We start from the raw sequence: 26,861 nt of genomic DNA on the forward strand, positions 1-26,861 counted from the left end.
GGGGCCGCGGCGGACGGTGTGCGACGATGTCGGCGCCATGACCGAGGAGCCCGTGCACCGCGCCGACCTGCGCATTGACGTCGGCGCGCTTCGCCACAACGTCGCGCTGCTGGCCGAACGCGCCCAACGGTCGGGCGCCCGCACGATGGTCGTGGTGAAGTCCGACGGCTACGGCCACGGTGCGCTCACGATGGCGCGGGCCGCGCTGGACGCGGGCGCTTCCGCGCTGGGCGTAGCGGCGATCGATGAGGCGTTGCAGCTGCGCCGCGCGGGCATCACGGCTCCGCTGCTGTGCTGGCTGTACCCGCCGGGTGACGATTTCGCCGCGGCCGTGGCCTCCGACGTCGACCTGTCCGCCTCCTCGCGCGCCGAGCTGGACGCGATCATCGAGGCGGCGCGGCTGGCAGGCCGTACGGCGCGGGTGCATCTCAAGATCGACACCGGACTGAATCGCAACGGCTGCCCGCACGAGCTGTGGCCGGACCTGGTGGAACGCGCCGCGGCCGCGCAGGCCGGCGGCGCGCTGGAGGTCGTGGCGGTGTGGTCGCACCTGGCTTGCGCGGACGAGATCGGCCACCCGTCGATCGACGCGCAGGCCGAGCGCTTCCGCCGCGCGTACGAACAGGCCCTCGCGGCGGGTCTGCGCCCGATCCGGCACCTGGCGAACTCGGCGGCGCTGCTGACCCGCCCGGACCTGCACTTCGAGCTGGTGCGCCCGGGCATCGCGGCCTACGGCCTGGACCCGGTGCCGCAGCACGGTGATCACGGGTTGTGCCCTGCGATGACCTTCCGCTCGACGGTGGTGCAGGCCAAGCGGGTGCAGGCGGGCGAAAGCGTCTCCTACGGGCATCTGTGGACCGCCGAGCGGGAATGCACGCTCGCCCTGATCCCGGTCGGGTACGCCGACGGCGTGCCGCGGTCGCTGTCCGGCCGGATGCAGGTGTGGCTGGCGGGTCGTCGCAGGCCGGTCGTGGGCCGGGTGTGCATGGACCAGCTGGTCGTGTTCTGCGGCGATGACCCGGTCGGCGAGGGTGACGAGGTCGTGCTGTTCGGCACCGGCGAGCTGGGCGAGCCGACCGCCGCCGAGTGGGCCGACGAGCTGGGCACGATCCACTACGAGATCGTCACCGGCATGTACCGGCCCCGCGTGACCCGGACCGTGGTGCGGACGGAGGTCCCGACGTGAAGCCTTGGCAGACCGTGGCCTGGGCCGGCGGGGTGCTCGGCGCCGCGGTCACCGGCGCAGCAGTGGGCGTGGTCGCGCACAGCACCCGCATCGCGACCCAGCGCAAGGACCCGGACGACCCGCTCGCCGAGGAGAACCTGGGAAAGCTCAAGCCCGACCGGCATTCCACGGTGGCCGCCGATGACGGCGTCCCGCTGGCGGTGCAGGAGGTCAAACCGGCCGACGGCGGGCACGCGGAGCTGACCGTCGTGCTGGTGCACGGCTACGCGCTGGACTCGCGGTGCTGGCACTTCCAGCGGCGGGACTTGCCGCTGCTGACCGATCCGCGGGTGCGGGTGGTGCTCTACGACCAGCGCAGCCACGGCCGTTCCGGGCATTCTTCGCGGCCCAACAGCACGATCGAACAGCTCGGCAAGGACCTGGACGCGGTGCTGCGGGCGACCGCGCGGCGCGGGCCGGTGGTGCTGGTGGGGCATTCGATGGGCGGCATGGCGATCATGGCGCTGGCCGAGCAGCGGCCGAAGCTGTTCCGCGACCGGGTGTGCGCGGTGGCGCTGCTGAGCACCTCCGCCGGTGAGGTCGGTGCGTCCGGACTGCCGAAGCCGTGGCTGTCCAAGAACAACCCGGTGACCCGCGGGCTCGGCGTGCTGGCCGGGATGCAGCCCGCGCTGGTGGAGCGGGTGCGCCGCGCGGGCGGTCAGCTGAGCTGGAGCATCGTGCGTTCGCTGGCGTTCGGCGGCAGGCAGGTCAGCCCGGCGATGGTGGACCTGATGAACGAGATGATCGGCGCGACGACGGTCGAGGTGGTCACCGACTTCCTGGAGACGCTCGGTTCGCACGACCGCAAGGCGGCGCTGGCCGGGTTGCGGCACTGCGAGGTGCTGGTGCTCAGCGGCGACGCGGACCGGATGACGCCGTTCACGCACTCCGAGGTGATCGCCGGGGAGCTCCCGGACGCTGAGCTGGTGCGGGTTCCGGAGGCCGGGCACATGGCGATGCTGGAGCGGCACGAACTGGTCACCGAGTACCTGGCGGCGCTGGTGCGGCGGGCTGCGGCGCGCGCCGAGGCCGAGCAGAAGGCGAGCTCATGAACACGGTGTCCACTGTGGAACTTCCTGCGGAGTCCGACGCGCTGGAGTTCGGGCGTTCGCTGGGCGCCCGGCTGCGCGCCGGCGACCTGGTGCTGCTCACCGGCCCGCTGGGGGCGGGCAAAACGGTGCTGGCCAAGGGGATCGCGGCCGGGATGGGGGTGACCGGCCAGGTCACCTCGCCGACGTTCGTGATCGCGCGGGTGCACCACCCGGCGGCCGGGTCCGGTCCGGCGCTGGTGCACGTGGACGCCTACCGGCTCGGTGGGCTGCCGGACATCGACGACCTCGACCTGGACACGGACCTCACCGAGGCGGCGGTGGTGGTTGAGTGGGGCGAGGGCTTGGCGGAGCGGCTGGCCGACGAATACCTGCTCGTCCGGCTCGACCGCCGCGAGGACGACGTGCGCGAGGCGACGCTGGAGCCGCACGGGCAGCGCTGGCGCGACTGCGGTGGTGAGCCGGGAAAGCCCTGACCCGGAAAAGCCCTGACACCGCCGCGTGTCATGGCCGCGCGCCGCCGCATGTTCCGGTGATCATTTAGGCGGGCGTGCCGCGTGCCGTTACGCCGGGTTGGAGACCACCGATTTCAGCTCGGCCGAGAGTTCCCGCGAGAGCCGTTGCATCAGCGGCACCAGCGTCTCCGGCGAGATCCGCGTCATGCGCCCTTCCGGCCCGCTCACGGAGATCGCGGCGCCCGCGGGTGCGCCCGGGACCGCCACCGCGTAGCAGCGCACGCCGACTTCCTGCTCGCCGTCGTCCACGGCGAAGCCCTGCGAGCGGACCCGCGCCAGTTCTTCCTGCATGGCGGCCACGCTGGTGATGGTGCGCTCGGTCTGCGGCCGCATCCCGGCGCGGCCGAGCATCTGCGACACGGTGCCCTCGCCGAGGGTGGCCATCACGGCCTTGCCGACGGCGGTGGCGTGCGCGTCGACCCGCCGCCCGACTTCGGTGAACATCCGCATCGAGTGCTGCGACGGGACCTGCGCGACGTAGACGACCTGGTCGCCGTCGAGCACCGCCATGTTCGAGGTCTCGCCGATGGCTTCGGTCAGCTCCGCCAGGTACGGCCGCGCCCACGAGCCGAGCGCGCGGCTGGCCGTCTCGCCCAGCCGGATCAGCCGCGGCCCGAGCGAGTAGCGCCGCGACGGCTGCTGTCGCGCGTAGCCGCTGCTCACGAGCGTGCGCATGATGCGGTGGATGGTCGGCAGCGGCAGCCCGGAGGCTTCGGCGAGGTCGGACAGCGCGACCTCGCCACCCGCGTCGGCCATCAGTTCCAGGATGTCGAAGGCGCGCTCGATCGACTGCACTCCTCCGCCTTGGTTGGCGCGGCCGGTCATCGCAGCGGTCCTTTCGTCGGCCGAGGTTGCTGGCCCGGTGGCGCTCGATCCGAAGATCGAGTCGGGGATCGATTCTAGGCGGCGGGGTCGGTGCCGGACGTCATGTTGCTTACCGCCGTTCGTGGAAACTAACATCCACGATGCAGAAAAAATACCGCAGTGTTGGCGGGCGTGGCGGTCGCGGCGGTCACGCGAACGGCGAACACCCCAGGTACCCGAGAGAGGTGGCCTTCCCATGTCCGAAACGACCCCGGCGAGCGTGCAAGTGCTCGGCGGACCGGTGGAGCGCGGCGCGGAGATCCTCACCGGCGAAGCGCTCGACTTCATCGCCGGCTTGCAGCGCAAGTTCGGCGCCCGTCGCGACGAGCTGCTGGCCCGCCGCAAGCAGCGCCGCGACGAGGCCGCCCGCAACGGCAGGCTGGACTTCCTGGAGGAGACCCGGGAGGTCCGCGAGTCCGACTGGCAGGTCGCCACCCCGCCCGCGGACATCGCCGACCGGCGCGTGGAGATCACCGGGCCGACCGACCGCAAGATGTCGGTGAACGCGCTCAACTCCGGCGCCCGGGTGTGGCTGGCCGACCTGGAGGACGCCAACACCCCGCACTGGGAGAACGTGGTCAGCGGCCAGGTCAACCTCTACGACGTGGTCCGCAAGCAGGTGGAGCTGTCCACGCCGGAGGGCAAGCAGTACAAGTTGCGCGACGACGTGCAGCACGCGGTGCCGCTGGTGCGCCCGCGCGGCTGGCACTTCGACGAGAAGCACCTGCTGGTGGACGGCAAGCCGGTGGTGGGCGCGCTGGTCGACTTCGGGCTGTACTTCTTCCACAACGCCCGCGAGCTGGTGAACCGCGGCAGCGGCCCGTACTTCTACCTGCCGAAGATGGAAAGCCACCTGGAAGCGCGGCTGTGGAACGAGGTGTTCACGCACGCGCAGCAGGAGCTCGGCATCCCGCACGGCACGATCCGCGGCACCGTGCTGATCGAGACCTTCCCGGCGGCGTTCGAGATGGAGGAGATCCTCTACGAGCTGCGCGACCACTCGGCCGGGCTGAACGCGGGCCGCTGGGACTACCTGTTCAGCGTCATCAAGACGTTCCGCGAGTCGGACCGCTACATCCTGCCGGACCGCAACACCGTCGGGATGACCGCGCCGTTCATGCGCGCCTACACCGAGCTGCTGGTGCGCACCTGCCACAAGCGCGGCGCGTTCGCGATCGGCGGCATGGCCGCGTTCATCCCGAACAAGAAGGACCCCGAGGCCAACGAGAAGGCCATGAACAAGGTCCACGAGGACAAGAAGCGCGAGGCCGGTGACGGCTTCGACGGCTCCTGGGTCGCGCACCCGGGCCTGGTGGAGATCTGCTACGAGGAGTTCGACGCGGTCCTGGGCGACAAGCCGAACCAGATCGACCGCAAGCGCGAGGACGTCGCGATCACCGCGGACGACCTGCTCGCGGTGGACCAGACGCCGGGCCAGAAGACCATCGAGGGCCTGCGCGCGGCGGTGGACGTGGGCGTGCGCTACATCGCCTCCTGGCTCGGCGGCAACGGTGCGGCGGCGATCCACAACCTGATGGAGGACGCGGCGACCGCGGAGATCTCCCGTTCGCAGATCTGGCAGTGGCTGCACAACGACGTCGTGCTCGCCGGTGGCGAGCAGGTGACGGCGGATCTGGTGCGCCAGGTGCTCGCCGACACCGAGAAGTCGCTGCGCGCCGAGGAAGGATTCCCGAACGACAACCTCGGCCGGGCGATCGAGCTGTTCGAGCAGGTCGCGGTGGCCGACGAGTTCGTCGACTTCCTGACGCTGCCCGCTTACGAAGCGCTCTGAGGCGGTTGGCGCGGAGGGAGCGGCGCGCCCGCTCCCTCCGTTGCCGAGGTACGACAGCAGAAGATCGGAAAGGGGTGCACCAGTTGGCCAAGACTTCGCTGGACGCGCAGGAGGTTCGGCAGCGGCTGGATCGGTTGTCGGCCGTGGACGAGCACATGGCGCGGCGGTATCCGGGAGTCGGCGCCGGCCGCCAGCCGGTGCACACCTGCTACGTCCCCGCGCACGCCGTGGCCGCGGGGACCTTGCTGCGCTGGTCGGATGATGCGCTGGCCGCGTTCGGCGCACATCTGTCCACATCGGACGAACTCGCCGCGGTGCTTGGCATGGACGGCGATGTGGCCGCGGGCGTGCATCCGCGGGTGCGGGAGAAGCTTTCCGGCGCGGCGGTCGAGGACCTGCGCATCGACTTCGAGGACGGCTACGGCGCGCCGGGCGACGAAACCGAGGACGACGACGCCGAGCGCACCGCCGGTGTCGTCGCGGACTGGCTGCGCGACGGCGTGCAGCCGTCGTGGTTCGGGCTGCGCGTGAAGTCGTTCGACACCTCCGAGCTGCGCGGCCGTTCGGTGCGCACGCTGGACGTGTTCCTGACTTCGCTGCTGCAGCAGTGGGGGAGCCTGCCGGACGGGTTCGTGCTGACGTTCCCGAAGGTCGTCGACGTCGCGCAGGTCGAGGTGTTCGTGCAGCTGCTGGAGCTGTTGGAGCAGCAGCTCGGGCTGGCCGAGGGCGCGCTGCGGTTCGAGATCCAGGTGGAGACCACTCAGTCCATAGTGGACTCATCGGGCCGGTTCGCGCTGCCGCGGTTCATCGAGGCGGGCGCCGGGCGGGTCACCGGCCTGCACTTCGGCACCTACGACTACACCGCGAGCTGCGGGCTCACCGCGGCGCACCAGCACTTGGCGCACCGCGCCTGCGACTTCGCGCGGCACGCCATGCAGGTTTCCGCCGCGGGAACCGGGATTTTCCTGTCCGACGGTTCGACGAACGTGCTGCCGGTCGGTGAGCAGGTCCGGCACGGTTGGCGCACGCACTACGACCTGGTGCGGCGGTCCCTCGCGCACGGCTTCTACCAGAGCTGGGACCTGCATCCGGCGCAGCTGGTGAGCCGGTACGCGGCGGTGTTCGCGGAGTTCCGGGAAGCAGCCCCGGCGCAGGGTGAACGGCTCGCGGCCTACGCATCGGCCCGCGGCGGGGCGGTGCTCGACGAGCCCGCGACCGCGCGGGCGCTGGCGGCGTCGTTCGTGCGCGCGCTGGCCAACGGCGCCACCGATGCGGCCGAAGCCGAGGCCTTGACCGGCCTGGACGAATCGGGATTGCGGGAACTCGCGCGGATGTGAACCGCTGAGCCCGGTGCCTGCCGGTGTGCGGGGGCGGCGATCGCGCCCCGCACACCGGCAGGTCCGCCGTCCTCGGCGAGGGGTACCGATCAGATCCGCGGGGTCATTACCTTCGGGTCGTCCAGGGTGCCGCTGGTGACGACGTTACCGCCTTCGCTCGGGCGGAAACTGCCCTCGCCGATCTCCTTGCCCTTGTCGTCGCTGCCCGCGTAGCCGTGCACCTTGATCTGCTCGACCTGGTCGTCGGAGCCCAGGGAGCCGAGGTTCGCGCAGTCGCCTGCCGGCACGATGACGCTGCTCAGGCCGCCCCGGTCGGGGAACTCGACGGAGGTCGCGTAGTCGCCCTTCGAGCACACGCTGATCTCGCCGGGCGTCGCGGCCGAGGCGGGGGCGGCGACGGCCAGCGCGGCGCCCGAGGTGAGGATGCCGACGACGGCGGCCGACGAGCCGATCCGCTTGATCGTGTTCGAGATGCGCATTCTTCGCTCCATTCTGATTGCTGGTTCCGGCGTTTCTCGCCAGGTCCGATCGCTATTCGCCCCGAAGTTATCGGGGTCGCTCAGGTGTTGCAATTAAATGCCGCAGAAATGCACCATCGGGCATGCGGCGTGCCCGCGAGCGGTCGATCTCGCAAATTCTCCGGGTAGGTGTTTCGGGGTCCTGTCGAAAATCTTAAAACAGGCTTGCTGGTTCGTTTTGGCTGTTCGCCTGGGCTTGGTCCCGGTTTCTCCGGTGCGCGGTGACGCGGTTCCGAGGTGGAGATCGCGGGGTTTCCCGATTCTTCGCGCGCGGCCGCGGCGAGTGCTTGCGAATCAGCCCGCCGTGCGGCTCCGGATTTCGTCCGCCGGGCAGTGCGAAACCGTTTTTCGCGATCGGCGGTAGTTCCGGAGCCGATCGCCGCGAGGCCGCCGCCACCCGCCCGCCTGGACGAATCCGGTTCGCGGGAACTCGCGCGGATGTGCGGCGCTACGGTCGGGGCCGACTTTCCGAGGAGGCGCGATGACCGAGGACGAGCGATCCCGAGACGAGCTGCCGCTCGCCGACCTGGCCCGCGACCTGGGTCCGAACCAGGTGTTCGGGCCGGTCGCGCAGCAGGGCGGCACGACGCTGGTGCCGGTCGCGCAGGTCCGCGCGAGCGGCGGGTTCGGCGGCAGGAAGAAGCCGGTCGGCGGCGGTGGCAACATCGTCGCGCGGCCGGTCGGGGCGTGGTCGGTGACCGCGGACGGAGTCGAGTGGCACGCGGCGGTGAGCGTCAACCGCATCGTGCTCGGCGGGCAGCTCGCGGCCGCCGCAGCGCTGGTCGCGGGGTTCATCGCGTTCCGCCGGAAGCGCTGAATCGTCGGGAAAAGTCCGCATCGTCAGGGAAAGTCCGCGACGACTCGGCCTCGGCGGGCGGGATTCGCTCACCGCCGCAAGTGGTCCCGCAACGTCCGCGCCACCCGCGCCATGAGCACTTCCGCTTCGGGTTGAGTCGCCGCGGGCACGCTGGACTCGGTGAGCGCTGCGATCGCGAACGCGCGCCCGTCGGCGTGCTCGACGACACCGGCTTCGTGCCGCAGGTTCAGCAACGTCCCCGTTTTCGACGACCACGTGGCGGCGTCGGAGATGAAGTCCGGTGCCAGCCGTTGCCGGATCAGGTTGCTGCCCATCAGCTCCCGCACCCGCGCGGCGACCTGCTCGTCGATCTGCGACGGCGTCCACAGCGCTTGCAGCAGGTCGGCGAACGCGCGCGCCGTCCCGGAGTTCGCGCGCGTGACGTCCAGCTGCGCGATCTCGTGCCCGCGCCCTTCGGTCCAGGCGCCGATGGCCAGCGAGTGCGCGAGGTGCGCCCGTGCCGGGTCGAACCGTTCCGCAGGCGTGTCCGCGAGATCGCCGATCCGGTGCCGGGCGGTGATCCCGCGCAGCCCCCACGCCCGCATGGCCCGCGTGACCTCGGCGGGCGGGGTGAGGTCGAACAGCGAGTCGGCGGCCACGTTGTCGCTGATCGCCATGCTCAGGTAGAGCAGGTCGTCGATCGCGATCTGCGCGGGGTGGCGGAACCTGGTCAGCCCGGTCGGGCCCGGGGTGCTGATCCGGCCCGGCTGCACCCGCAGTTCTTGCGCGCCGTCGAGTTCGCCGAGCCGGATGCGTTCCAGGGTGGCGGCGGCCAGCGGCACTTTGATCAGTGAGGCGACCGGGTAGGCGAGGTCGGGCTCGATGCCGATCTCGTGCCCGGAGTGCAGGTCGCGCACCAGGAACGAGCCGCGCAGCCCGCCTTCTTCTAGTTCGGCGACGAGTCCGCTGATCAGCTTTTCGGCGTGCATCCCTGCTCCTGCTCGTCCGCCCCGAGGCAGCGCGCGACGCCCGACCACAGCAGCGTCCGCAGTTTTTCCGCGTCGTCACCGACTTCTGCGGCGATCTCGAAGCCGCGCGCGAGCTGCACCTCGGCGATCGGCCGCCACCGAAGCCCGAATTCCGCGGCTTGCGCCGCCGAGCACAGCAGCAGGTCCGCCGACCCGAAGACTTCTGCGACGGCCGAGGTCAGCGACTCGGCGACGGTCACTTGCGCGGGTCGCAACCCCACGGAGTTGCGGACCCGAAACAGCCGGTCCCGGATGTGCGGCACGTCGTCCTCCGGCTGGATCCACACCCGGCGCCGCGGCGTCCGCCCGGAACGCCCGACGCGCAGCGTCTCCAGGTGCACGGCTCCGGACGGCAGGTCGACCGCGCTGCCCACCCCGAGCAATACCGTCCAGCTCGCCTCGTCGGGCGGTACTGCGGTGAGCGCGGCGCGCACGTCCTGCGTGCGCAGCAGGTCGACTCGCTCACCGGGGGCGGCGAGCCGGAATTCGAGGAACAGCTCGCTGGCGCGGGCTTCCGCGTCGAGTTCGGCGAGTTCCCGGTTTCCGCAGGTCGCGGGCATCGCCACCGGAAGTTCGCGGAGCCGCGCACGTTCCGCGGCCTGTTCCATCGCGTCGGCCAGCCGCATCAGCCGCCGCGCCCACGGCAGCATGTCGCGGCCGAACGGGGTGAGGTGCGCGCGCCGGGCGCTGCGGTCGAAAAGCCGCTCGCCGAGGTGTCGTTCCAGCGCGGCGACCCGGCGGCTGGCCACCGGCTGCGGGATGCCGGCCGCGGCGGATCCGCGGGTGAAGCTGCCGAGTTCGCTCACGCTCACGAACGCTTTGCAGCCGCCGACCAGGTCCACTGCAGCAGTCTATGCCGGTTCCGCATGGAAGTGTTCATTCCCGTCTTGGACGGCATGAGCGGGTGCGCAGCAGACTGGCCGCATGAAAGGAATTTCCGTGCACATACGACACTTCCGGCAGTCCGCGGTCGCCTTGTCGGCGCTGTTCGCGCTCGTCGGCTGCGCGGGCGTCGAGGCTCCGGCGCCGGGAACGGGGGCGCCGAACGCGGCGGCCCAGAACGCGGGAGCCCAGAACGCGCCTGCGGCCCGCCCGGACACTTCCACCGATGAGGATTTCGCGCGGCTGGAGCAGCAGTTCGGCGCCCGCCTCGGCGTGTACGCGGTGGACACGGGCACCGGCGAGGAGATCGCCCACCGCGCCGACGACCGCTTCGCCTACGCCTCCACGCACAAGGCGTTCTCCGGCGCAGCGGTGTTGCAGCGCAACGAGGTCGGCGAGCTGAACCGGCGGATCACCTACTCGGAGGCCGACTTGCTGCCGCATTCCCCGGTCACGGAAAAGCACGTCGGCACCGGCTTGCCGCTGCGCGAGGTGATCGGCGCCGCGATCCGCCACAGCGACAACACTGCCGCGAACCTGCTGTTCCGCGAGCTCGGCGGTCCGCCCGAGTTGCAGCGGGCGATGCGCGCCATCGGCGACGCGACCATCCACGTCGATCGGACGGAGCCGGACCTGAACCGGACCAGCCCGGGCGACATCCGCGACACGAGCACTCCGCGCGCCATGGCCGAAACGCTGCGCAAGCTCACCGTCGGCAACGTCCTGCCGCAGGACAAGCGCGGCATCCTCAACGAGATGCTGCGCACCGCCCAGCTCACCGACGACCTGATCCGCGCGGGCGTGCCCGCGGACTGGGAGGTCGGCGACAAATCCGGCGCCGCCGACTACGCGACGCGCAACGACATCGCCGTGATCCGCCCGCCCGGCCGCGCGCCGATCATGCTCGCGGTCATGTCGGACAAGGCGGATGAGGATGCGGACTACGACAACGCCCTGATCGCCCAGGCGGCCCGCGTGGTCGCCGACGACCTGCGTTGATTCAGGCCGCGGGGTCGATGCCGGACCAGGAGATGAGCCGGTCCGCGACTTCCGCGACGCTCGGCCTCGCCGTCGGATCGGCGAGGAGGCAGGCGTCCACGGTGCGCGACAGTCGCGCGGGCAGGCGACGCTTGGTCCGCAGCGGCGGCGGGGCCTCGTCGAGCTGCGGGTAGTACCGCGAGCCGTCCGCGCGGTGTTGCCGGTGCGGCACGTCCGACCACGGCGGAGCTCCGGAAAGCGCCTCGTGCAGGGTGATTCCGACTCCCCAGACGTCGGTGGCCGCGGTCATCTCGCCGCCGCGTGCCTGCTCGGGCGAGAGGTAGTCGAAGGTGCCCGCGGTGCTGCGCTCGCCGATCCGGCAGGCCAGGCTCAGGTCCAGCAGCACCGCGCGGCCGCCCGCGGAGACCACATTGGACGGTTTGACGTCGAGGTGCGCCCAGCCCTGCCGGTGCAGGTAACCCAGCACCGAGCAGAGCTGGACGCCGAGGATCGCCGCGTCCACCGGCCGCAGCCGTCCGTGCTGCTCGACGAGGTAGCTCAGCGTCGCGCCCGGCAGCGTTTCGCTGATCACCACGGGCCGCACCGGGTCGTTGCTGAGCACGGTTTCGTAGCCGCGCACCAGGTGCGGATGCGCGAGCGAGGTCAGCAGCATTCCCTCGTTGCGCAGCCACCCGGCCGCCGTGTCGTCCTCGGCGCGTTCCGGGCGGAGAGTTTTGCCGACGCACCGGCACTGCCGCTGCTCGCTCCACAGGTCGTAGACGTCGAGCCGATTTCCCCGCCGCAGCAGGGAAATCACGCGATATCCGGGTGCCGGGGAATCACCGGGCTCCAGCGGAGGGCCGGGAGGCCCCCAGTCGCCGTCTTCGCCGTAGTAGGAGCTGACCGCGCTCACCGCGCGCCGCCTGCTGTTAAGTGCAAAATCCGCTCAGCTGCGGCTGCGGCGCCTGCCGGAGCCGCTGTGGGAGCGGTGCCGACGGCGGTGGTCGGAGCCGCTGCCGGAGCGGTGGCGCCGCCGGTGGTCCGAGCCGGAGCCGCTGCCGGAGCGGCGCCGCCGGTGCCCGTCGCTGCCGTGCGAGCGGTGGCTGTGCTTGGCTGGTGAGAGCGAGTGGAACAGCTTGCCCAGGTCCATCGTCTTCTCCTCGTCGACGGGTCGGCCGCCGAGTCCGTCACGGCGCGCACGGCCGAGATCATCTACCGCCCGCCAGACTACGCGAAAGATCGGACATACCGGACGGTTTTTCTTCGTGCTGCTCGAATTTCCCCGTCTGCAGGTCGGTCGTGCCTTGCCGCGGTTGACGGGCCGCCTGCGCCCGCGTCAGCCTCCTGTTCGCAGCGGCCGGACGTCCGGTTCGGTCTCGCGCACGCAACTGAGGGACGAGAGGGCAATGGCTGAGCTGGGCGGAGTGCTGTTCCTCGCGTTGGGGTTGCTCTTGCTGTCCGGGGTGATCCACTACGTGAGCCGTGCGACGGCCGACGGGACGATCGGCCGCAACGCGATGGTCGGGATCAGGACGAGGCACACGCGGGCTTCGGACCGGGCTTGGCTGGTGGCGCACCGGACGGCTGCTCCGTGGCTCGTGATCGGGGCGTGGACCGGCTACTTCGGTGCCGCGCTGACCGTGGTCGCAGGAGGCTCGCTGCTGGCGACGCGGATCGGGTCGTCCGCAGGTGTGGCCATAGGTTTCCTCGGATTCGCCGGTGTGCTGGTGCTCCTTTTGATCGGCAGCAGCAAAGCCAATGCAGCAGCGAAAGAAGCCGCCCTCGAAAACAGCTGAGCCGACTGATCTCCGGTCTCGCCGGTCGATTGCTCGTCGAAGATCGCCGCGGCCATCCGGGTGATCGGTAGAACTACGCTCCACCTGGGCAAACGCCTCCGATACCGTGCGGTCGACGTGGTCGACTAGGGGAGGACGATCGTGGCTGGGTACGAAGTGTCACCGGAGCTGCTCGAGCGGACGCGCGGCACTCTTGACGGTGGCGTGGAAGGACTGGAAGGTATCGCCGACGAACCGGCACCCGGCATTGACGCCGGGGAATCCACGCCCACCGTCGCTGAAACGCTAGGTGCGCTGCTGGAAGCCAGTGCGGGAGTGCTGGCGGGCATGCAGGAGATGGCCGGCGATGTGCAGGCGACTCGCGACAGGTACTTGAGCGACGACGATGCCGCGGCGGAGCTGTTCGGCCGCCCCGGTCAGTGAGGCGCTGATGACGGCGATCAACACGCAGATCCTCGCCGACGCTCCTTCAGCGCGAGAGGGTGCGCATTACCTGAAACGGTTGGCCGAAGCCAATCGGGATGCGGCGACCGCGGTCCGCCGCGGTCGTTCGGAATCCGAGGAATGGGCGGGCAAAACCGCCGACGCCTTCCGCGACCTGGCTGAGCGCAGCGGTCGCGACACCGACGAGCTGGCTCGCATCACCGACAAGGTCGCGCGTGCCTTGGACAGCTTCGCCGACAACATCGGCACTTGTGTGTCCAGAATGGACGATGCTCGGCAAGCGGCTGCGGAAGGCGGTTTGTCCGTGCGGGGCTGGTGGATCGAGAAGCCGCCCGGTGATCCGGTGCAGTCGGCGCCGGAGGGAGCGGGCAGTCCATCCTTGCCCGGGCTGGACCCGGCCTATCACCGGCAGAAAGAGGCCGAGGCCAAGCTGGACGCATGGGAAGAGGTCGGCGGCCTGGTCAGCTGGGCGAGGCGCCTTGAGCGAACCGCGCACGAGGAACTCAACTCCGCGTTGACCGACGCCAACGACCTGGTCAAGTCGCTGATCAAGCTGTCGACGTTGTTCGCGAACGCCGTCGCGGGGGTGGGGGCGTTGCACGGTGCGGCGACGAAGCTGAAAGACATGGCCGTCGAGCGGCGGGCGTTCGTGGAAAATTTCAAGAAGTGGTCGGCGGATTCAACGTTGTCCGCGTCCGCCCGCCAAGCTCATCTCGACAACCTCTACAGGAGCATCGGGCTCACCGAGCGGCAGGCAGCCTCCAACGCCGAAGTGCTCGGCAACCTCGGCAACACCAGGGGCGGAAAGCTGATCTTCGACCCGCTGGCCAAGACCTTCGGTGGTTCGAAGCCGGGTGTCGCGCGAGGTATCGGCCGGATGGGTTCCGTGCCCGGCGCCATCCTGACCGGCGTCGAGGCGGGCAGGCAGATCATTTTCGAGGGCAAGCCTGTCGGGAAGACGCTGAGTGCGAATTTCCAGAGTTGGGGAGTAGGCGCTCTAGCCGGTGGTGGTATGGCCGCCGCCGCAAGCACAGCCGGTTTGGCGGGTGGCCCTGTAACGGTCGTCGGTGTTGGTTTCGGAGCGGCAGTGAGTTGGGCATACAGCTATTCGCAGAACAACACGTGGGCCGACTTCCAGCATGACTCGAAGGAAGCAGCCAAGGAAGGTTTGACCAAGCACGCCGAGGCGCAGAAGCAGATATACGAGATCGAACAGAAGAGCCCCGGGTCCATCCCGCTGTCGAAATGGTGAGTAATGCCCAAATGGTTGCGTTACCTGATCGTAGCGCTTTTTGGTGTGGTCGGTTTCGTCCTGCTTCTGGGGCCAGTTGGTCTCGCTGAGTCGTATGGGTTGGAGCGATCGACCGGGTCGAGTATCGGAGCTTTCAGTGCGATGGCTTGGTTCGGTGCGGGCTGGTGGATCAGCTCGCGGATCAACCGTCGTCAGGAGCGGCGGCGGCTGGAGCGCGAGTTCGGTCCGATCCTGGCGCAGTACCGGAACGACGACCGCAAGGACGAGGGATGAAGCAGCCCTCACGGGGCCGGAGCCTGCTGATCGGCTCGTTGGTGTTCATGCCGCTGATCCCGTTGGCGCTGGCTCCTCCGCTGGCTGCGGCGTTCGGCGCGGACCCGCACGCTGCGAAGATCGGCGGTGGCATTTTCACGGCGATGTTGTTCTTCGGGATGGTCTGCGTCCTTTCCGAACTCATGCATCGTGTTGACGACGACGCCGATGGTTACGACGACGATCGCGACGACGCCGAGCGGCGCGGGGATTGAGCTGATGAGCGAACGCGACATTTTCGCCGCGGACGATGAAGGTGTGGCTCCTGCGGTCTTCGGCGTCGAGCAGTTGGAGGAGGACGAGGACGAGCCGGTGGCGCCGACGCCGCCGGAGCCGGGGGAAGTCTTCGTCCTCCCCTCGGAACCGGTGACCGCGCCGCAGAGCGAAGTCACCGTGCAGCTGGGGCGCACCGAAGACGGTGAGCTGGTGTTGCTGGCGTTCAGCTCACCGGAGCGGCTGGCCTCTTGCCTCGGCGACGAGCAGCCGTGGGTGGCGGTCCCGAAGCCGGAACTCGAACAGGTTCGGCGAAACTGCGGAGCCGAAATCCTGGAGATCGACCCCGTGCGCCCCGCCGAAGTTTCCGAGTGAACGGACCGTTTGACCGATCTATTGGGACGAACGGTCCGTTCGCTCGGGGAGTGGTGGCCGGGCGCGGGGATTCGGGGAGGTGAGCGCCCGGCCACCGACCGGTCCGGCGTTGTCGGGGGAAATTGCCACCGGACCGGGGTTTTTCGGCGGTGCGGTCAGAAGTCCCAGGTGATCGAGAGATAAGCCTGGGTGGCGACGATTTCGGAGCACGGGGTGCAGCGGATCGCGATCGACTCGGAACGCGGCCTGCGCGGAGCCGGAGTGTCGAACGGGACGCGGATCCACGTGCCGCACAACGTGGGAGTCCACTCGCCTCCCGGCAGCGCACCGGGCCGTGATTCCGTCGCGTGCCGCAGATGCAGCGAGAGCCCCACGATCCAATAAGCGACCGGCGAAGTGCACCGGTATGGATGCGGCAACCCCATGATCGTCCTTCTTTCGGTTTAACCGCCGGATGAATTGCTGACGGGAAAGAAGGTAGATCGCTACCGTCGTGGTCAGCGAATTTGTGACAACCCAGGTCACGTGCTTGCCACAGCGGGCCGTGGCACAGCTTCTGCCCCCTGTCTGGCGAGGAAAGAAGGAGGTCACCGAAATGCGGCAGTCCGAGGCGCTGCGTCAATTGGGTCTGGGCGTGCACCTGCGTTCGTTGCGGGAGAAATCAGGAATGACCACCCGATCGGTGGCATCCTCGTTAGGAGTTTCCCGGTCGTCGGTCAGCCGGACCGAACGCGGGCTGCGAGCGCCCGATCGCGAGGAGGTGAGCGCGCTGTGTGCGTTGTTCGGCGTTGTCGGGGACGAGCGGGAGGAGTTGCTGAACAGGGTCGGCGACAATGCGGACGCATCCGCATGGCTGGCACTGGCTGACATGTCGGACCAGTTGGCCAGCATCCTGGTGCTGGAACGTGAGTCTGCCGTGATCACGAATGTCGAGCTAGCGCTGATCCCGGGACTCTTGCAGACCGCCGACTACTCGCGCCTGGTCATGGCAGCGTCCGTGCGGCCTGTTCCGGACCTGGAGAAGCGGGTCGCCAATCGGCTGGGGCGGCAAGCGATCTTGTCGCGGCCTAACGCAGCGATGGTCCGTTGCTTCGTCGACGAGGCGGCGTTGCGGAGGACCCTGGGTGACTCCGCGGTAATGCACGAACAGCTCCTTCACTTGCTGACAGTGCAGCGCCGATCGAACGTCGTGCTCCGGGTTCTTCCGCTGAGCGCCCAGGCGAACACTTCCCTCGACGGTTCGTTCGCGCTGTACGAGTTGCCCGGAGGCCAGCCGTACGTCTACGTGGAGGCACAGAACTTCGGAGTCTTGCTCACTGAAGCTGTTGACGTGCATCCGTTTGTGGAAACGTGCAGCCAGCTTGGGGATCATGCGTTGCAGGAGCGCGAGTCAGCTGAGTTGATCAACCAGATCGCGGAAGGGCTTGTCCATGAACGAGCGGGTATGGCGCAAGAGCAGTAGGAGCGGCACGTCGGTCAACTGTGTGGAGGTCGCGTTATCGCCGGACACGGCAGGCGTCCGCGACTCGAAGAACCGCGCGGCCGGGCACTTCACCGTCCCCGCCGCGACGTGGGGTTTCTTCTTGCAGGACTTGAAGTCCGGCCGCTTCGACCGGTCCCGCTGATGGAGGGATCGACCGTAGGGACTCCAGGCGAAGGCGTGCACAACAGCGCGTCGGACGGCGAAAACGTCGTCCAGGCGCAGCACATCCATGGCGACGTGCACGTCCATGGTTCGGCGGCGCGCGAAGGCGCCTCGGCGGCGCCACCTCGTCAGCTTCCGGCGACGGCGCGGCATTTCATCAACCGCACGGTCGAACAGGACGCGTTGACCACGCTGCTCAACGGTTCCGGTGCGCAACACACCCTGCTGGTCTCGATGATCTCTGGGCTGGCCGGGGTCGGGAAGTCGACGCTGGTGGTGGAGTGGGCGCACAAGGTGCGCGACCAGTTCCCCGACGGCGAGTTGTACGTGAACCTGCGCGGGTTCGATCCGGCAGCCGAGCCGGTGACTTCCGCGGAGGCATTGGCGGGTTTCCTGACGGCGCTCGGGATGGAACCGGATGCGATCCCGGCGTCCGAGCAAGCGCGGGCGGCGCAGTACCGCACTCTGGCGCATGGGCGGCGAATGCTGCTGGTGCTGGATAACGCCAGAGATGCCGAGCAGGTGCTGCCGTTGTTGCCCGGGGCGGCAGGATGTCTGGTGGTGGTCACCAGCCGCCAGCGGCTGGACGGACTGGTGACGCACCACGGGGCGCAGCGACTCGCCCTCGACACCCTCACTCCCGGAGAAGGGCACCAACTGCTCGCGCGGCACCTCGGCGCCGAGCGGCTGGACGCGGAGCCGGACGCGGCCGCGACTCTGTTGGAGTTCTGTGCCGGGTTGCCACTGGCGTTAACGCTGGTCTCGGTGCAGGCCGCGGCCGAACCGGATGTGCCGCTGGGCGATCTGGTCGCCGATCTCGCCGACGAGCACGATCGGCTCGATGCCCTCGATGCGGGCGGCATAACCGGAATCCGGGCGGTGTTCTCCTGGTCCTACCGCACGCTCTCACCCCCGGCCGCGCGGTTGTTCCGGCTGCTGGGGTTGCCGATTTCGCCGGACGTCAGCCTCGGCGCCGCTGCCGCGCTCGCGGGCGTCGATCACCGGTCGGCGCGGAAACTCCTCGGTGAGCTGGGCCGGGCGCATCTGGTGACTCGCCGGGCGGGCGACCGCTACGTCTTCCACGACCTGCTGCGCGCCTACGCGCGCGAACGCGCGCACGCCGACGACACCGAATCCGACCGCACGGCAGCATTGCAACGGCTGCTCGACCACCACCTCTACGCCACCTACGCCGCGAACCGGCAGTTGGCGCCCGCTCGTGACCTGGTCGAACTCGAATACGTCGACGAGCAGCTGAACTGCTCGTTCGCGGACTACGACGAAGCATTGGCGTGGTGGGACGCCGAACACGCGGGTGTTCTCGCCACCATCCGGCAAACGACCGCACTCGGAATGCCGCGAGCCGGGTGGCTCGCGAACGCCGCCACCTATCCGATGCGGCTTCGCGGACTGATCAGCGAACTGAAGACCAGCAGCACCGCCGGAATCGAAGCGGCCCGGCAGAACGACGATCGGCCCGCACTGGCCCGATTGCACGCCGACCTCAGCGAAGCCTGCTGGCGCCTGCGGGAACTGGACCGGGCGAGCGAGAACGCGCGGATCGCCGCCGGCCTGTTCGAAGCGATGGGCGAGCGGATGTGGACCGCGATCACCAGCTGCGGATCGGCGCTGATGTGCCTCGATGCGCAGCAGTACGCCGACGCGGTGACTTCCGCGCGCCACGCGAAACGGATCTTGGACGAGCTGGGCGGCACCTGCGAAGCAGTTCCGGAATCGCTCGCGACCCAGCAGCTCACGACCGACTCGCTGCTGGGCGTGGCATTGGCGCACTGCGGCGAATTCGACGAAGCGTTCCCGCTGCTGCGCCGTGCCCTCGAACTCGAATGGGACGAATTCGGCCGCGGCTACGTCCTGCACCGGCTCGCGACCGCGCACCTGCTCGCCGGAAACATCGCCGACGCCATCGAAACCTGCGGCCGAGCCGTCGAGCACCGGCGGCGCATCGGCCACTCGGCAGGCGAAGCCGAAAGCCTCACCGAACTCGGAAAAGCCCAGCACACCAACGGCGATACGGAAGCCGCCCGGCACACCTGGCAACAAGCACTCGCCATCCTCGACCCGCTCGGCCACCACAACGCCGAAGTGATCCGCGACCAGCTCAACGCGCTCGCCGGGCGGTAGGCCGGAAAGTCGGCCATAACAACAGAATTCGGTGACCGGTCCGTCCGGCGCGTGCACCGGTCATCGGACTGCTGCCTGCACGAAGGTGCCGAGGGCATTCGCGCGAGCCGGAAAGCACGGCATGGCTACTGACGACACCACCGCCGACCTGCCACCGCGGCCCGATCCCGAAACAGGCCAGCCGGTTACGCCGGAGGCGCCGACGCAGACGGCCGAGGGCTACAACGAGAAAAAGCCGAGCCGAGTGCCCGATCCGCCGCCCTGGCAGCGCGACCTGATCCCGGTGGAGCACGGCGTGCGGGCGGCGAACCAGCGGGCGGGCCGGAACTGCTGAAGGACAGTCTCCGGGCATAAAAAACCGGTGGGCGGTCCACCCGGCGTGTGGACCGACCACCGGCTCATTCAGAACAACGACCTCACGGAGCCGCGGTTGCGGCCGCCGCGTCCACGATCCCGTGGCCGTACTGCAGGTCGTACTTCCCGGTCTCGTTGCTACCGGGGGCGTGCGCGGTGTCCATCAGCGCCTTCTCGACCTGGTCGGCCGAACGGCCCTGCGCGGTCAGCAACGCCGCCAGCCCGGACACGTGCGGCGCGGCCATCGAAGTGCCCGCCAGCGCGTCGTAATCCGGCTGCCCGCACTTCGGCGTGCCCATGCCGCGCGGCACCGTGGCGATGATGTCGTCCGCGCAGACCTTGTTGCCCGCGCCGCCCGGAGCGGTCACGGCCTTCATGTCCAGCTTCAAGCCGAAGTTGGAGTAGTTCGCCCGCTGCTCACCGCGGTCGCTGGCCGCGACGCACATCGCGCCCTGCTCCCAAGACGGGGTGTCGCACAGCGGCGCGGTCTCGTTGCCCGCGGAAGCGACCACGACGACGCCCTTCTCGCGGGCGTAGGCCACCGCGTCCTTCGCGTCGGCGTTGAGGCCGAGCAGCGTCAGCAGCTGCGAGCCGGGCGGCGCGCCCAAGCTCAGGTTGATCACGTTGGCGCCGTTGTCGGCGGCGTAGCGGATGCCCGCACCGATGTCGGCGAACGAGCCGGAACCGTTCTCCAGCACCTTCACCGGCATGATCTTCGCGTCGGGGGCGACGCCCGCACCGCCGACACCGTTGTTCGCCGCCGCAGCCGCGATGCCGGAGACGTGCGTGCCGTGGATATCGGTCTCCTGACCGACCCCGTCCGGCCCGCGCCAGTCGCCGTCGCCGCACGGCGCAGGCCCCCCGCCGCAGGCGAACGTCGCGCCCGGCACCAGCTGCGACTGCAGATCCGGGTGTCCCATGTCGACACCGGTGTCGACCACGGCGATCGTCTGGCCCGCGCCGGTGCTGTTGTTCCAAGCATCCGTGGCGTGGACCTGGTCGAGTCCCCACTGCTGGCTTGCGAGGGGGTCGGTGGTGTCGGCGGCCGAGGCGGTCGGCGCTGCCAACGCGGTCACTCCGGCGACCGTTGCTACTAAGGCTCGCAAGCGCATGGGCTGCTCCCGAGATTGGTGAAACTTTTCAAGGCAACAACGACAGCCTGACTACGGTCGTTGCGTCCTGTCACCGTCCGATCGCAGAATGCGCTGACCGGCGCAGTCCTACTAGGACAAATGGAGCAGCATGAACACGATAAAACGGACCCGGTGTCCGCTGTGGACGCCGGGTCCGCTCCCTCCCTTGCCCCATCCGGTTGCCTCGCAAGGAGATCGCGCGCCATCGGAATGGGACTGATCGGAACTCTAGCCCGCGCGGCCTTCGGATTGAACGGTTTGCGCAGGCCACGATCGGGTGTATTCCGCGCGCGGCCGCTCAGTGCGGGAGTCCGGTCGCGCGGGAGTCGGTCAGGTTCGGGATTCCGGGCTCAGCACCGGATTCAAGCCGTCCCACGAGAGCCCGCCCATGTAGAGCCCGCGATCACCGGGCGGTGCGGGCAGATCGCCGTGGAACGCGATCCGGTCGCCATCGTCGAAAACGTCCTGGCCGCCGGGATTGCGGACCGAGCCGCCCAAGGCTTCCTTGCTCAGCAACGTGCCGGGAGCCTTGGTGAACGGGCCGGTCGGGCTCGGCGCGGTGGCGTAGTTGGTGAAGTAATCCCCGCTGTCGAAGGTGTTCCCGGAATAGAACAGCACGTATCCCTCCGGGCGGCGCACCAGCGTCGGAGCCTCCACGACACCGTTCTCCTCCGGACGGTCCGCGCTCAGCAACGACACGTCCGCGCCCGCGGGGGTGAGTCCGTCCGCGGCGACCGGTCGCAAGTGGATGGTCGACGGGCCGCTGCGCGCCCGCGCGCCACGGGAATCCTTGTAGAGCAGATACCGCTTTCCGTCGTCGTCGACGAAACTCGCCGGGTCGATCACGTCGCCCTGGCCCGGTGCGCAGATCAGCGGTTCCGGACTCGTCGGCTCGAACGGGCCGAGCGGGGAATCCGCGACCGCGGCACCGATGCATTGCCTGCCGGAAGGCGCGTGATTCGCGGTGTAGTAGAGCAGGTAGGTGCCGTCGTCGCGGGCGCTGACATCGGGCGCCCAGATGTTCAGGCTGCCGGACTCGGAAGGACCGATCCACGGCGGGAGTTTCGGGAGCACGTCGGGGCGTTGCTGCCACGGACCGGCCGGATCCGACGCGGTCGCCAATTGCACGTGATATCCGCCGGTGTTGGTGGCGTAGGCGTAGTAGGTGTCGTCCTCGGTGAAGACGTCGGGATCGGGGAAATTGCGGTTGATGACCTGCTGTGCCAACTCGGGCCCCCTGGTCGGTTCGCGCGCTTGCGCGTTCGGCGACAAGATCAGCAGGAGAATGGCGGCGAGCAGGCTGACGCTGGAGCGCTTTCGCGGCACGGTCCCTCCTTCGGTGTCCGTGCCAGTTCAGTCGCGCCCCTCCGGCCCCGCCCGCCACGTTCACCTCACGAGTGACACTCATCCGAGCGAGCAGGTCCGAGCGAACGGACCGCTCGTCCGACTAGATCAGCCGAACAGTCCGTTCGCTCGGAAAGATCGGGGGAGTGGATCACCTGATGGTGCGGAGAATGCGGGCGGAGATCACGGGGAGTGGGTCATTTCTCGGCCGAGGTGGCGTATTCGACCGCGCCCGCTTCGGGGGCGGATTCGCGCGTGGCGCGGGTGTGCGGCAGCGCGGAGTTCGACACCCCGGAGGCCAGCTCGTGCACGCTGCGGTCCTGCGGATTCCGCCGCACCACCACCGCGTACACCACGAGCCCGATGTGGATGAACACGACGGGCACCGCCAACACCAGGCAACGCACCAGCGTGCGGCCATCGAACGTGTCGAAGACCTGCTGCTGCACGTACGCCGGGTTCTGCTGGATCTGCGCGACGATCCCTCGCCACACGTCCGCTTCGGACACGAGGTTGACCAGCAGGACCAGCGCCCCTCCGCCGTACATCGCCATGGGCGGCACGACCGGAAGCGCCATCAGCAAGGCGCGCAACAGCAACTTCCCCGCCGTGGGCCGCTTTCCGTCCGCAGTGGTCAGTCGCAGCAGCAGGAGCCACTTGCCCGGTGTGGTCCCGGTCAGCCTCGGCAGTCCCACGAACCACGCCAGGAAGACCACCGCTGCCGCGCCCGACATCAGGCGAAAGTCGACGGACATCCAGTACGCGGGGAACGCCGCGACCACCGCGCACGCCAAGCAGCCCGTCCAGTCCAGCAGCAGTGCCACCACGCGCCGCCCGAAGGGGACGGGATGCCGCGCCAGCACCCGATCGTCGAAGTGCCGCGGGTGCGAAAGCCGCCGCACGATCGGACCGGCCAGCAGCCAGCCGATCACCGCACCGGAGGTGTTCACGATCAAATCGTCCACATCGGCCAGCCGGTACGGGCAGGGGTAGATCCCGAACAGCCCGGTGTACTGGGTGATCTCGAACAGCAGCGAAGTGCCCAGACCCGCCAGCGTCGTGGGTAGCAGGCCCCAGCGCAGCAGGTAGCGCAGGAACATGCCGAGCGGGACGATCAGCGCGATGTTGAAGACGGTCTTGTAGACCGCCGGATTGGTGAGGATCAGCGCGCTCAGCGTGAACTGGTGGTCCGCTTCCTTCCACACGTCGCCGAACGTGGAACCCGGGATCAGCTGCGGCTCGCGCATCTTCGCGTACTTGGTGCACACGTCCACCGACCCGCTCGGCAGCGGCATGATGACGAGGCAGCACGTCGCGATCCCGTAATACGCGAACGTGTAGAACGACAATGCCGACCAGCGCATCACGCCGTGGCGGCGGTACAGCACGACCGCGACCGGGACGAGCATCACGAATGCCAGCGCCGGGAAGATCAATGCGGATGCGCGGATCGGTAGCAGATAGGTCTCGAGCACGGGCCGCCAGTATTCCGCCGCCGCGGGCGGTTCCGGGAACGATCCGGTGGGATTCCGCGAACCTTCGGGATAACCCTTGTCGGCTTTTTCGGGTTCGCGGACCGGTCCCTGCGCTAGGAGGCCTCGGCCGCTGCCTTTCTGCGGGAGAACAGCAGGTTCAGCACGAGAGCGGCGAGGCAGCCGGTGCTGATCCCGGAATCCAGGACCGTGCGAAGGGCGGCCGGGGCGTGCTCGTAGAACTCCGGCTGCACGACCGGGATCAGTCCGATACCCAGCGATGCGGCCACGATCAGCTGCTGGAACGGATCGCCGAGGTCGGCGCGGCCCAGCGTGCGGATCCCGCTGGCCGCCACCGAACCGAACAGCACCAGCGCGGCGCCGCCCAGAACCGGTTGCGGCACGAGGGAAACCATCGCGCCCGCGATCGGGAACAACCCGAGCAGCACCAGAATCCCGCCCGCTGCTGCGACGACGAAGCGGCTGCGCACCCTGGTGAGCGCGACCAGCCCGATGTTCTGCGCGAACGCGCTGCAGGTGAAACCGCCGAACAGCGCGCTGATCGCGCTTCCCGCGCCATCGGCCCGCAACCCGGCCGCGATGGTGCTCTCATCGGCGGGGCGGTCCACGATCTCGCCCAGCGCGATCATGTCCGCGGTGCTCTCCATCATCGCCACCAGCATCACCACGCACATCGAGAGCGTGGCGCTGACGCTGAACGACGGCGTGCCCAGCTCGAACGGCATCGGCAGGTGGAACACCGGCGCCTGCTCGAACGTCGAGGTGTCCACCAGCCCGAACGGCCACGCCAGCAAGGTGCCGATCAGCAGGCCGATCAGCAGCGCGATGCGGTTCCAGAAGCCCTTCAGGAACCGGTTGAGCAGCAGCACCAGCACCAGCGTCACCGCGCCCAGCACGATCCGCGCGGGTGAGCCGTAGTCCGGTGCCGACTGGTTCTGCCCGGCCATCCACTTGATGCCCACCGGCATCAGCGACAGCCCGATCAGCGTGATCACGGTGCCGTTCACGACCGGCGGGAAGAACCGCACCAGGCGCGAGAAGAACGGCGCGGCCAGGAACGCCAGCACACCGGCGATCAGCACCGCGCCGTAGACGACCGACAGCGGATTGCCGCTCACCGGTTGTGCCACGATCGCCAGAATCGGTGCCACTGAGCCGAAAGTGACGCCGTTGACGAACGGCAGCCGCGCCCCGATCCGCCAAATCCCCAGCGACTGCAACAGAGTCGCCAGCCCGGCGGTGAACAGGCTCGCGCCGATCAGCAACGTCCGCTGCACCGCGGACAGCCCCAAGGACTCACCGATGATCAGCGGCGGCGCCACCACGCCCGCGTACATCGCGGCGACGTGCTGCAACCCGAACGCGGCCATCTTGGGCGGCGGGGGAATCTTGTCCACCGGATGCACGGCGGCTGTTTCATCGAGGGCCATCGCGGACTCCTAGGCCGGGAGGGATTTCGGCTCGAGTGCTACCCGGGAGGAGCCCTCGCCGGGTTTCCGTCGGATCAACGCTGATCGCCCGTTCCAGGGCGCGCGGAATCGCGAGTGGTGAGAAGTTGAGAAAACTGCCTGCGGAGTTCGCCGGTTACCTCAGAACTCCGGGAGGCTGTACCAGGCGGCCGCAGCGGGTTCGACGTCGTCGCGGGTCACGGTGCCTTCGATCAGGCCGTACGGGCGGTCCGCGGCGAAGAAGACCTCGTTTTCGTTGACCATCCCGAACGGGCTCATGTCGACCAGGAAGTTGTGCTTGTTCGGCAGCGACAACCGGACTTCGGCGACCTCCGGGTGCTTTTCCAGCACCGAGCGGCCCATTTCGTACAGCGTCTGCTGCAAGGCGTAGCTGTGCGTCGTGGCGAACGCCTCGAGCATGGTGGCGCGGATTTCGCCGAAGCTCTTGTCCCAATCCACGTCGGTGCCGAGGTAGCGCCAGCGCGCGGTCACCGCGGTGGACAAGATCCGGTCGGTGGTCTCCTGCAGCGTGGTGTACTCGTCCTTCGGGTAGCCCCAGAACTCCGAGCCGGTCGACTTCAGCACCACCAGGTTCTTCAGGCCCGCGACGACGTGCGACACCGAGCCGTCCAAGGTGACCGCGACCGTCCTGGCCTCGTCGCCGTCGCGGTGGAAGGCGTGGTCGTGGCCTTCGCCGCCGACCGGAATGCGCGCCCACGGGTGTTCCTCGACCAGCACGCGCGCGCCGTGCACGGGTTCTTGCGTGTCGATGAAGTGCCTGCCCAGCCGCAGCGCGAAGTCCTCGATCGCGCCGATCGGGGCCTGCTTGGCGAAGGCGTAGGCGGTGTTCTTCTGCGTGTCGGTCGGCAGCACGTTGGTGTTGTCGCCGGTGTAGTGCGCCTCGTCGAACTTCCCGCGCAGCGCGGTGCTCACGGTCAGATCGCGGAGGCCGTGCCTGCTGGTGGCGCGATCCACCGCCACCAAGCGGACTTCGGCCTTCCCGTACTGATTCGGTCCCATGACGATGCCCATTGAGGATCAGCTCCCTCGGTAGGTGGAGAACGCGAACGGGCTCAGCAGCAGCGGAACGTGGTAGTGCTGGGCGGGATCGGTGATCCGGAACGGGATCCGGACCCGCGGGTAGAAGGTTTCGGTGCCCTGGCGGGCGAAGTAGTCGCCGGTCTCGAAGATCACCTCGTAGTCGCCCGCTGCCAGCGAATCCGGGCCGAACTCCGGGATCCGGCCGTCGCCGTCGGTGACGCCTTCGGCCAACGTCGACTCCGCGCCGGCCAGGCGGACGGTGACGCCGGTCGCCGGGCGGCCCAGCGCGGCGTCCAGCACGTGCGTCGTCACAGCGCTCATTCGAGGACCTTCTCCAATCGCAGCAGCGCGATCTTGCGCAGTTCGTCGGCCACCACGCCCAGCTCGGTGCGCGGGTCGTTGTGCAGCCGGGAGCGCAGCACCTCCAGCAATTCGGCACCGCTGCGGCCGCTGGCGCAAACCAGGTAGACGTGGCCGAAGCGGTCCTCGTACTCCGCGTTCGCCGTCCGCAGCGCGCTCGCCAGCTCCGCGTCCCGGAAGTCCACACCGGACTGCTCCGATTTCGAGTGCGCGGCTTCCGCGCCCTGCCCCGAAGGGCGTTCACCGATCCGCGGGTGCGCGGACAGCGCGGCGTGCACTTCGTCGTCGGTGAGGTCGCGGGCGGCTTGGTCGGCCCGGTCGCGGAGCTCCCGCGACGAGTCGTACGGCCGGGCGTCGGCGACCACTGCGGCCCAGCGCGGCACGTCCAGGCACGCCCGCAGCTCGGCGAGCAGCGCGGGCCGATCCGCGGTGTTGAACCGGTCGGGTGCGGACATCGGGCTCCCCTCCATTTCGTTGGGAAAGGAAGCTACGACCACCGCCGAACGGTGTCAACACTTTGTTGAA

31 protein-coding genes are annotated in these 26,861 nt (G+C 69.1%); 17 read left to right on the forward strand and 14 right to left on the reverse strand.

The features are described 5' to 3' along the window. Positions 1-37: 37 nt before the first annotated feature. The 3 genes from alr to tsaE are packed head-to-tail and all read left to right on the forward strand — an operon-like array spanning position 38 to position 2,750. Positions 38-1,186, forward strand: a complete 1,149-nt coding sequence (gene alr / locus INP57_RS03125) for an alanine racemase (protein ID WP_200068440.1) — start codon at positions 38-40, stop codon at positions 1,184-1,186. Then, complete coding sequence (locus INP57_RS03130; RefSeq protein ID WP_200068441.1) at positions 1,183-2,277, forward strand: alpha/beta fold hydrolase; 1,095 nt, start codon at positions 1,183-1,185, stop codon at positions 2,275-2,277. Before alr ends, INP57_RS03130 begins: the two co-directional genes overlap by 4 nt. Then, positions 2,274-2,750 (forward strand): tRNA (adenosine(37)-N6)-threonylcarbamoyltransferase complex ATPase subunit type 1 TsaE, encoded by a 477-nt coding sequence (gene tsaE / locus INP57_RS03135; RefSeq protein WP_200068442.1) that lies wholly within the window; start codon positions 2,274-2,276, stop codon positions 2,748-2,750. Before INP57_RS03130 ends, tsaE begins: the two co-directional genes overlap by 4 nt. A gap of 87 nt (positions 2,751-2,837) precedes the next feature. On the opposite strand, the gene INP57_RS03140 is transcribed toward tsaE, so the two are convergent. Beyond that, a complete protein-coding gene (locus INP57_RS03140; RefSeq protein ID WP_200068443.1) occupies positions 2,838-3,614 on the reverse strand; it encodes an IclR family transcriptional regulator in 777 nt (258 codons plus the stop codon). Positions 3,615-3,849: 235 nt separating this feature from the next. Between INP57_RS03140 and aceB the strand changes: the two genes are divergently transcribed. Then, positions 3,850-5,445 (forward strand): malate synthase A, encoded by a 1,596-nt coding sequence (aceB, locus tag INP57_RS03145; RefSeq protein ID WP_200068444.1) that lies wholly within the window; start codon positions 3,850-3,852, stop codon positions 5,443-5,445. Between the two features lie 74 nt (positions 5,446-5,519). Then, complete coding sequence (locus INP57_RS03150) at positions 5,520-6,782, forward strand: DUF6986 family protein (protein ID WP_307849876.1); 1,263 nt, start codon at positions 5,520-5,522, stop codon at positions 6,780-6,782. Between the two features lie 89 nt (positions 6,783-6,871). Here INP57_RS03150 and INP57_RS03155 read toward each other — a convergent pair whose 3' ends face one another. After that, positions 6,872-7,261 (reverse strand): hypothetical protein, encoded by a 390-nt coding sequence (locus tag INP57_RS03155; protein ID WP_200068445.1) that lies wholly within the window; start codon positions 7,259-7,261, stop codon positions 6,872-6,874. 520 nt (positions 7,262-7,781) lie between these two features. Here INP57_RS03155 and INP57_RS03160 point away from each other — a divergent pair. Beyond that, positions 7,782-8,117 carry a hypothetical protein gene (locus INP57_RS03160; protein WP_200068446.1) on the forward strand — a complete coding sequence of 112 codons (336 nt, stop codon included), beginning with the start codon at positions 7,782-7,784 and terminating at the stop codon, positions 8,115-8,117. Positions 8,118-8,185: 68 nt separating this feature from the next. Here INP57_RS03160 and INP57_RS03165 read toward each other — a convergent pair whose 3' ends face one another. After that, a complete protein-coding gene (locus tag INP57_RS03165) occupies positions 8,186-9,085 on the reverse strand; it encodes a serine hydrolase (protein ID WP_200068447.1) in 900 nt (299 codons plus the stop codon). Then, a complete protein-coding gene (locus INP57_RS03170) occupies positions 9,067-9,966 on the reverse strand; it encodes a LysR family transcriptional regulator (RefSeq protein WP_200068448.1) in 900 nt (299 codons plus the stop codon). The genes INP57_RS03165 and INP57_RS03170 overlap by 19 nt, the downstream gene beginning before the upstream one ends. A gap of 82 nt (positions 9,967-10,048) precedes the next feature. Between INP57_RS03170 and bla the strand changes: the two genes are divergently transcribed. Then, on the forward strand, positions 10,049-11,005 hold the full coding sequence (gene bla / locus INP57_RS03175) for a class A beta-lactamase (protein ID WP_200068449.1): 957 nt from the start codon (positions 10,049-10,051) through the stop codon (positions 11,003-11,005). Between the two features lies 1 nt (position 11,006). Here bla and INP57_RS03180 read toward each other — a convergent pair whose 3' ends face one another. Next, complete coding sequence (locus INP57_RS03180) at positions 11,007-11,897, reverse strand: serine/threonine-protein kinase (RefSeq protein ID WP_200068450.1); 891 nt, start codon at positions 11,895-11,897, stop codon at positions 11,007-11,009. Positions 11,898-11,930: 33 nt separating this feature from the next. Continuing rightward, positions 11,931-12,134, reverse strand: a complete 204-nt coding sequence (locus INP57_RS03185) for a hypothetical protein (RefSeq protein ID WP_200068451.1) — start codon at positions 12,132-12,134, stop codon at positions 11,931-11,933. Between the two features lie 115 nt (positions 12,135-12,249). Here INP57_RS03185 and INP57_RS03190 point away from each other — a divergent pair, with 115 nt between their 5' ends. The 6 genes from INP57_RS03190 to INP57_RS03215 all read left to right on the forward strand — a co-directional run bounded on the left by INP57_RS03190 (position 12,250) and on the right by INP57_RS03215 (position 15,376). Beyond that, positions 12,250-12,780, forward strand: coding sequence for an SdpI family protein (locus INP57_RS03190; protein ID WP_200068452.1), 531 nt, complete (start codon positions 12,250-12,252; stop codon positions 12,778-12,780). A 141-nt stretch (positions 12,781-12,921) separates the two neighbouring features. Further along, a complete protein-coding gene (locus INP57_RS03195; RefSeq protein ID WP_200068453.1) occupies positions 12,922-13,203 on the forward strand; it encodes a hypothetical protein in 282 nt (93 codons plus the stop codon). 7 nt (positions 13,204-13,210) lie between these two features. Beyond that, complete coding sequence (locus INP57_RS03200) at positions 13,211-14,476, forward strand: hypothetical protein (RefSeq protein WP_200068454.1); 1,266 nt, start codon at positions 13,211-13,213, stop codon at positions 14,474-14,476. Between the two features lie 3 nt (positions 14,477-14,479). After that, positions 14,480-14,749 (forward strand): hypothetical protein, encoded by a 270-nt coding sequence (locus INP57_RS03205; protein WP_200068455.1) that lies wholly within the window; start codon positions 14,480-14,482, stop codon positions 14,747-14,749. Next, the gene (locus tag INP57_RS03210) at positions 14,746-15,003 is read left to right on the forward strand and encodes a hypothetical protein (RefSeq protein WP_200068456.1); all 258 of its coding nucleotides are present in this window, start codon (positions 14,746-14,748) and stop codon (positions 15,001-15,003) included. The genes INP57_RS03205 and INP57_RS03210 overlap by 4 nt, the downstream gene beginning before the upstream one ends. Positions 15,004-15,007: 4 nt before the next feature. After that, complete coding sequence (locus tag INP57_RS03215) at positions 15,008-15,376, forward strand: SAV_915 family protein (RefSeq protein ID WP_200068457.1); 369 nt, start codon at positions 15,008-15,010, stop codon at positions 15,374-15,376. Positions 15,377-15,531: 155 nt separating this feature from the next. Here INP57_RS03215 and INP57_RS03220 read toward each other — a convergent pair whose 3' ends face one another. Then, positions 15,532-15,801: a hypothetical protein gene (locus INP57_RS03220; RefSeq protein WP_200068458.1), complete on the reverse strand. Its 270-nt coding sequence runs from the start codon at positions 15,799-15,801 to the stop codon at positions 15,532-15,534. A gap of 170 nt (positions 15,802-15,971) precedes the next feature. Here INP57_RS03220 and INP57_RS03225 point away from each other — a divergent pair, with 170 nt between their 5' ends. The 4 genes from INP57_RS03225 (at position 15,972) to INP57_RS03240 (ending at position 19,497) form a co-directional block, all read left to right on the forward strand. Further along, positions 15,972-16,838, forward strand: coding sequence for a helix-turn-helix domain-containing protein (locus INP57_RS03225; RefSeq protein ID WP_200068459.1), 867 nt, complete (start codon positions 15,972-15,974; stop codon positions 16,836-16,838). Beyond that, positions 16,807-17,001 (forward strand): DUF397 domain-containing protein, encoded by a 195-nt coding sequence (locus INP57_RS03230; protein ID WP_200068460.1) that lies wholly within the window; start codon positions 16,807-16,809, stop codon positions 16,999-17,001. The genes INP57_RS03225 and INP57_RS03230 overlap by 32 nt, the downstream gene beginning before the upstream one ends. 35 nt (positions 17,002-17,036) lie before the next feature. Continuing rightward, positions 17,037-19,163, forward strand: coding sequence for a tetratricopeptide repeat protein (locus INP57_RS03235; RefSeq protein WP_307849877.1), 2,127 nt, complete (start codon positions 17,037-17,039; stop codon positions 19,161-19,163). A gap of 121 nt (positions 19,164-19,284) precedes the next feature. After that, on the forward strand, positions 19,285-19,497 hold the full coding sequence (locus INP57_RS03240) for a hypothetical protein (RefSeq protein WP_200068461.1): 213 nt from the start codon (positions 19,285-19,287) through the stop codon (positions 19,495-19,497). Between the two features lie 82 nt (positions 19,498-19,579). On the opposite strand, the gene INP57_RS03245 is transcribed toward INP57_RS03240, so the two are convergent. The 7 genes from INP57_RS03245 to uraD form a co-directional block, all read right to left on the reverse strand. Further along, complete coding sequence (locus INP57_RS03245; RefSeq protein WP_200068462.1) at positions 19,580-20,593, reverse strand: S8 family serine peptidase; 1,014 nt, start codon at positions 20,591-20,593, stop codon at positions 19,580-19,582. A gap of 387 nt (positions 20,594-20,980) precedes the next feature. After that, complete coding sequence (locus tag INP57_RS03250; protein ID WP_200068463.1) at positions 20,981-21,976, reverse strand: glycoside hydrolase family 43 protein; 996 nt, start codon at positions 21,974-21,976, stop codon at positions 20,981-20,983. 215 nt (positions 21,977-22,191) lie between these two features. Beyond that, positions 22,192-23,469, reverse strand: coding sequence for a VanZ family protein (locus INP57_RS03255; RefSeq protein ID WP_200068464.1), 1,278 nt, complete (start codon positions 23,467-23,469; stop codon positions 22,192-22,194). A 113-nt stretch (positions 23,470-23,582) separates the two neighbouring features. Further along, entirely contained in the window at positions 23,583-24,917 is a 1,335-nt protein-coding gene (locus INP57_RS03260; protein WP_200068465.1) for a nucleobase:cation symporter-2 family protein, read from the reverse strand. 159 nt (positions 24,918-25,076) lie between these two features. Further along, a complete protein-coding gene (pucL, locus tag INP57_RS03265) occupies positions 25,077-25,967 on the reverse strand; it encodes a factor-independent urate hydroxylase (RefSeq protein WP_200068466.1) in 891 nt (296 codons plus the stop codon). Positions 25,968-25,973: 6 nt separating this feature from the next. Then, positions 25,974-26,297 (reverse strand): hydroxyisourate hydrolase, encoded by a 324-nt coding sequence (gene uraH / locus INP57_RS03270; protein WP_200068467.1) that lies wholly within the window; start codon positions 26,295-26,297, stop codon positions 25,974-25,976. Then, a complete protein-coding gene (gene uraD, locus INP57_RS03275; protein ID WP_200068468.1) occupies positions 26,294-26,791 on the reverse strand; it encodes a 2-oxo-4-hydroxy-4-carboxy-5-ureidoimidazoline decarboxylase in 498 nt (165 codons plus the stop codon). Before uraD ends, uraH begins: the two co-directional genes overlap by 4 nt. Positions 26,792-26,861 lie beyond the last annotated feature (70 nt).

This window comes from Saccharopolyspora galaxeae, from assembly GCF_016526145.1.
Classification (GTDB): domain Bacteria; phylum Actinomycetota; class Actinomycetes; order Mycobacteriales; family Pseudonocardiaceae; genus Saccharopolyspora_C; species Saccharopolyspora_C galaxeae.

Bases quoted from the DNA above. Each gene is read 5' to 3' on its own strand.
- INP57_RS03230 (WP_200068460.1), top strand. From the start codon at position 16,807: ATGAACGAGCGGGTATGGCGCAAGAGCAGTAGGAGCGGCACGTCGGTC.
- pucL (WP_200068466.1), bottom strand. From the start codon at position 25,967: ATGGGCATCGTCATGGGACCGAATCAGTACGGGAAGGCCGAAGTCCGC.
- INP57_RS03240 (WP_200068461.1), top strand. From the start codon at position 19,285: ATGGCTACTGACGACACCACCGCCGACCTGCCACCGCGGCCCGATCCC.
- uraH (WP_200068467.1), bottom strand. From the start codon at position 26,297: ATGAGCGCTGTGACGACGCACGTGCTGGACGCCGCGCTGGGCCGCCCG.
- INP57_RS03160 (WP_200068446.1), top strand. From the start codon at position 7,782: ATGACCGAGGACGAGCGATCCCGAGACGAGCTGCCGCTCGCCGACCTG.
- INP57_RS03210 (WP_200068456.1), top strand. From the start codon at position 14,746: ATGAAGCAGCCCTCACGGGGCCGGAGCCTGCTGATCGGCTCGTTGGTG.
- aceB (WP_200068444.1), top strand. From the start codon at position 3,850: ATGTCCGAAACGACCCCGGCGAGCGTGCAAGTGCTCGGCGGACCGGTG.
- INP57_RS03200 (WP_200068454.1), top strand. From the start codon at position 13,211: ATGACGGCGATCAACACGCAGATCCTCGCCGACGCTCCTTCAGCGCGA.
- INP57_RS03215 (WP_200068457.1), top strand. From the start codon at position 15,008: ATGAGCGAACGCGACATTTTCGCCGCGGACGATGAAGGTGTGGCTCCT.
- INP57_RS03165 (WP_200068447.1), bottom strand. From the start codon at position 9,085: ATGCACGCCGAAAAGCTGATCAGCGGACTCGTCGCCGAACTAGAAGAA.
- INP57_RS03140 (WP_200068443.1), bottom strand. From the start codon at position 3,614: ATGACCGGCCGCGCCAACCAAGGCGGAGGAGTGCAGTCGATCGAGCGC.
- INP57_RS03220 (WP_200068458.1), bottom strand. From the start codon at position 15,801: ATGGGGTTGCCGCATCCATACCGGTGCACTTCGCCGGTCGCTTATTGG.
- INP57_RS03225 (WP_200068459.1), top strand. From the start codon at position 15,972: ATGCGGCAGTCCGAGGCGCTGCGTCAATTGGGTCTGGGCGTGCACCTG.
- bla (WP_200068449.1), top strand. From the start codon at position 10,049: ATGAAAGGAATTTCCGTGCACATACGACACTTCCGGCAGTCCGCGGTC.
- alr (WP_200068440.1), top strand. From the start codon at position 38: ATGACCGAGGAGCCCGTGCACCGCGCCGACCTGCGCATTGACGTCGGC.
- INP57_RS03155 (WP_200068445.1), bottom strand. From the start codon at position 7,261: ATGCGCATCTCGAACACGATCAAGCGGATCGGCTCGTCGGCCGCCGTC.
- INP57_RS03205 (WP_200068455.1), top strand. From the start codon at position 14,480: ATGCCCAAATGGTTGCGTTACCTGATCGTAGCGCTTTTTGGTGTGGTC.
- INP57_RS03260 (WP_200068465.1), bottom strand. From the start codon at position 24,917: ATGGCCCTCGATGAAACAGCCGCCGTGCATCCGGTGGACAAGATTCCC.
- INP57_RS03185 (WP_200068451.1), bottom strand. From the start codon at position 12,134: ATGGACCTGGGCAAGCTGTTCCACTCGCTCTCACCAGCCAAGCACAGC.
- tsaE (WP_200068442.1), top strand. From the start codon at position 2,274: ATGAACACGGTGTCCACTGTGGAACTTCCTGCGGAGTCCGACGCGCTG.
- uraD (WP_200068468.1), bottom strand. From the start codon at position 26,791: ATGTCCGCACCCGACCGGTTCAACACCGCGGATCGGCCCGCGCTGCTC.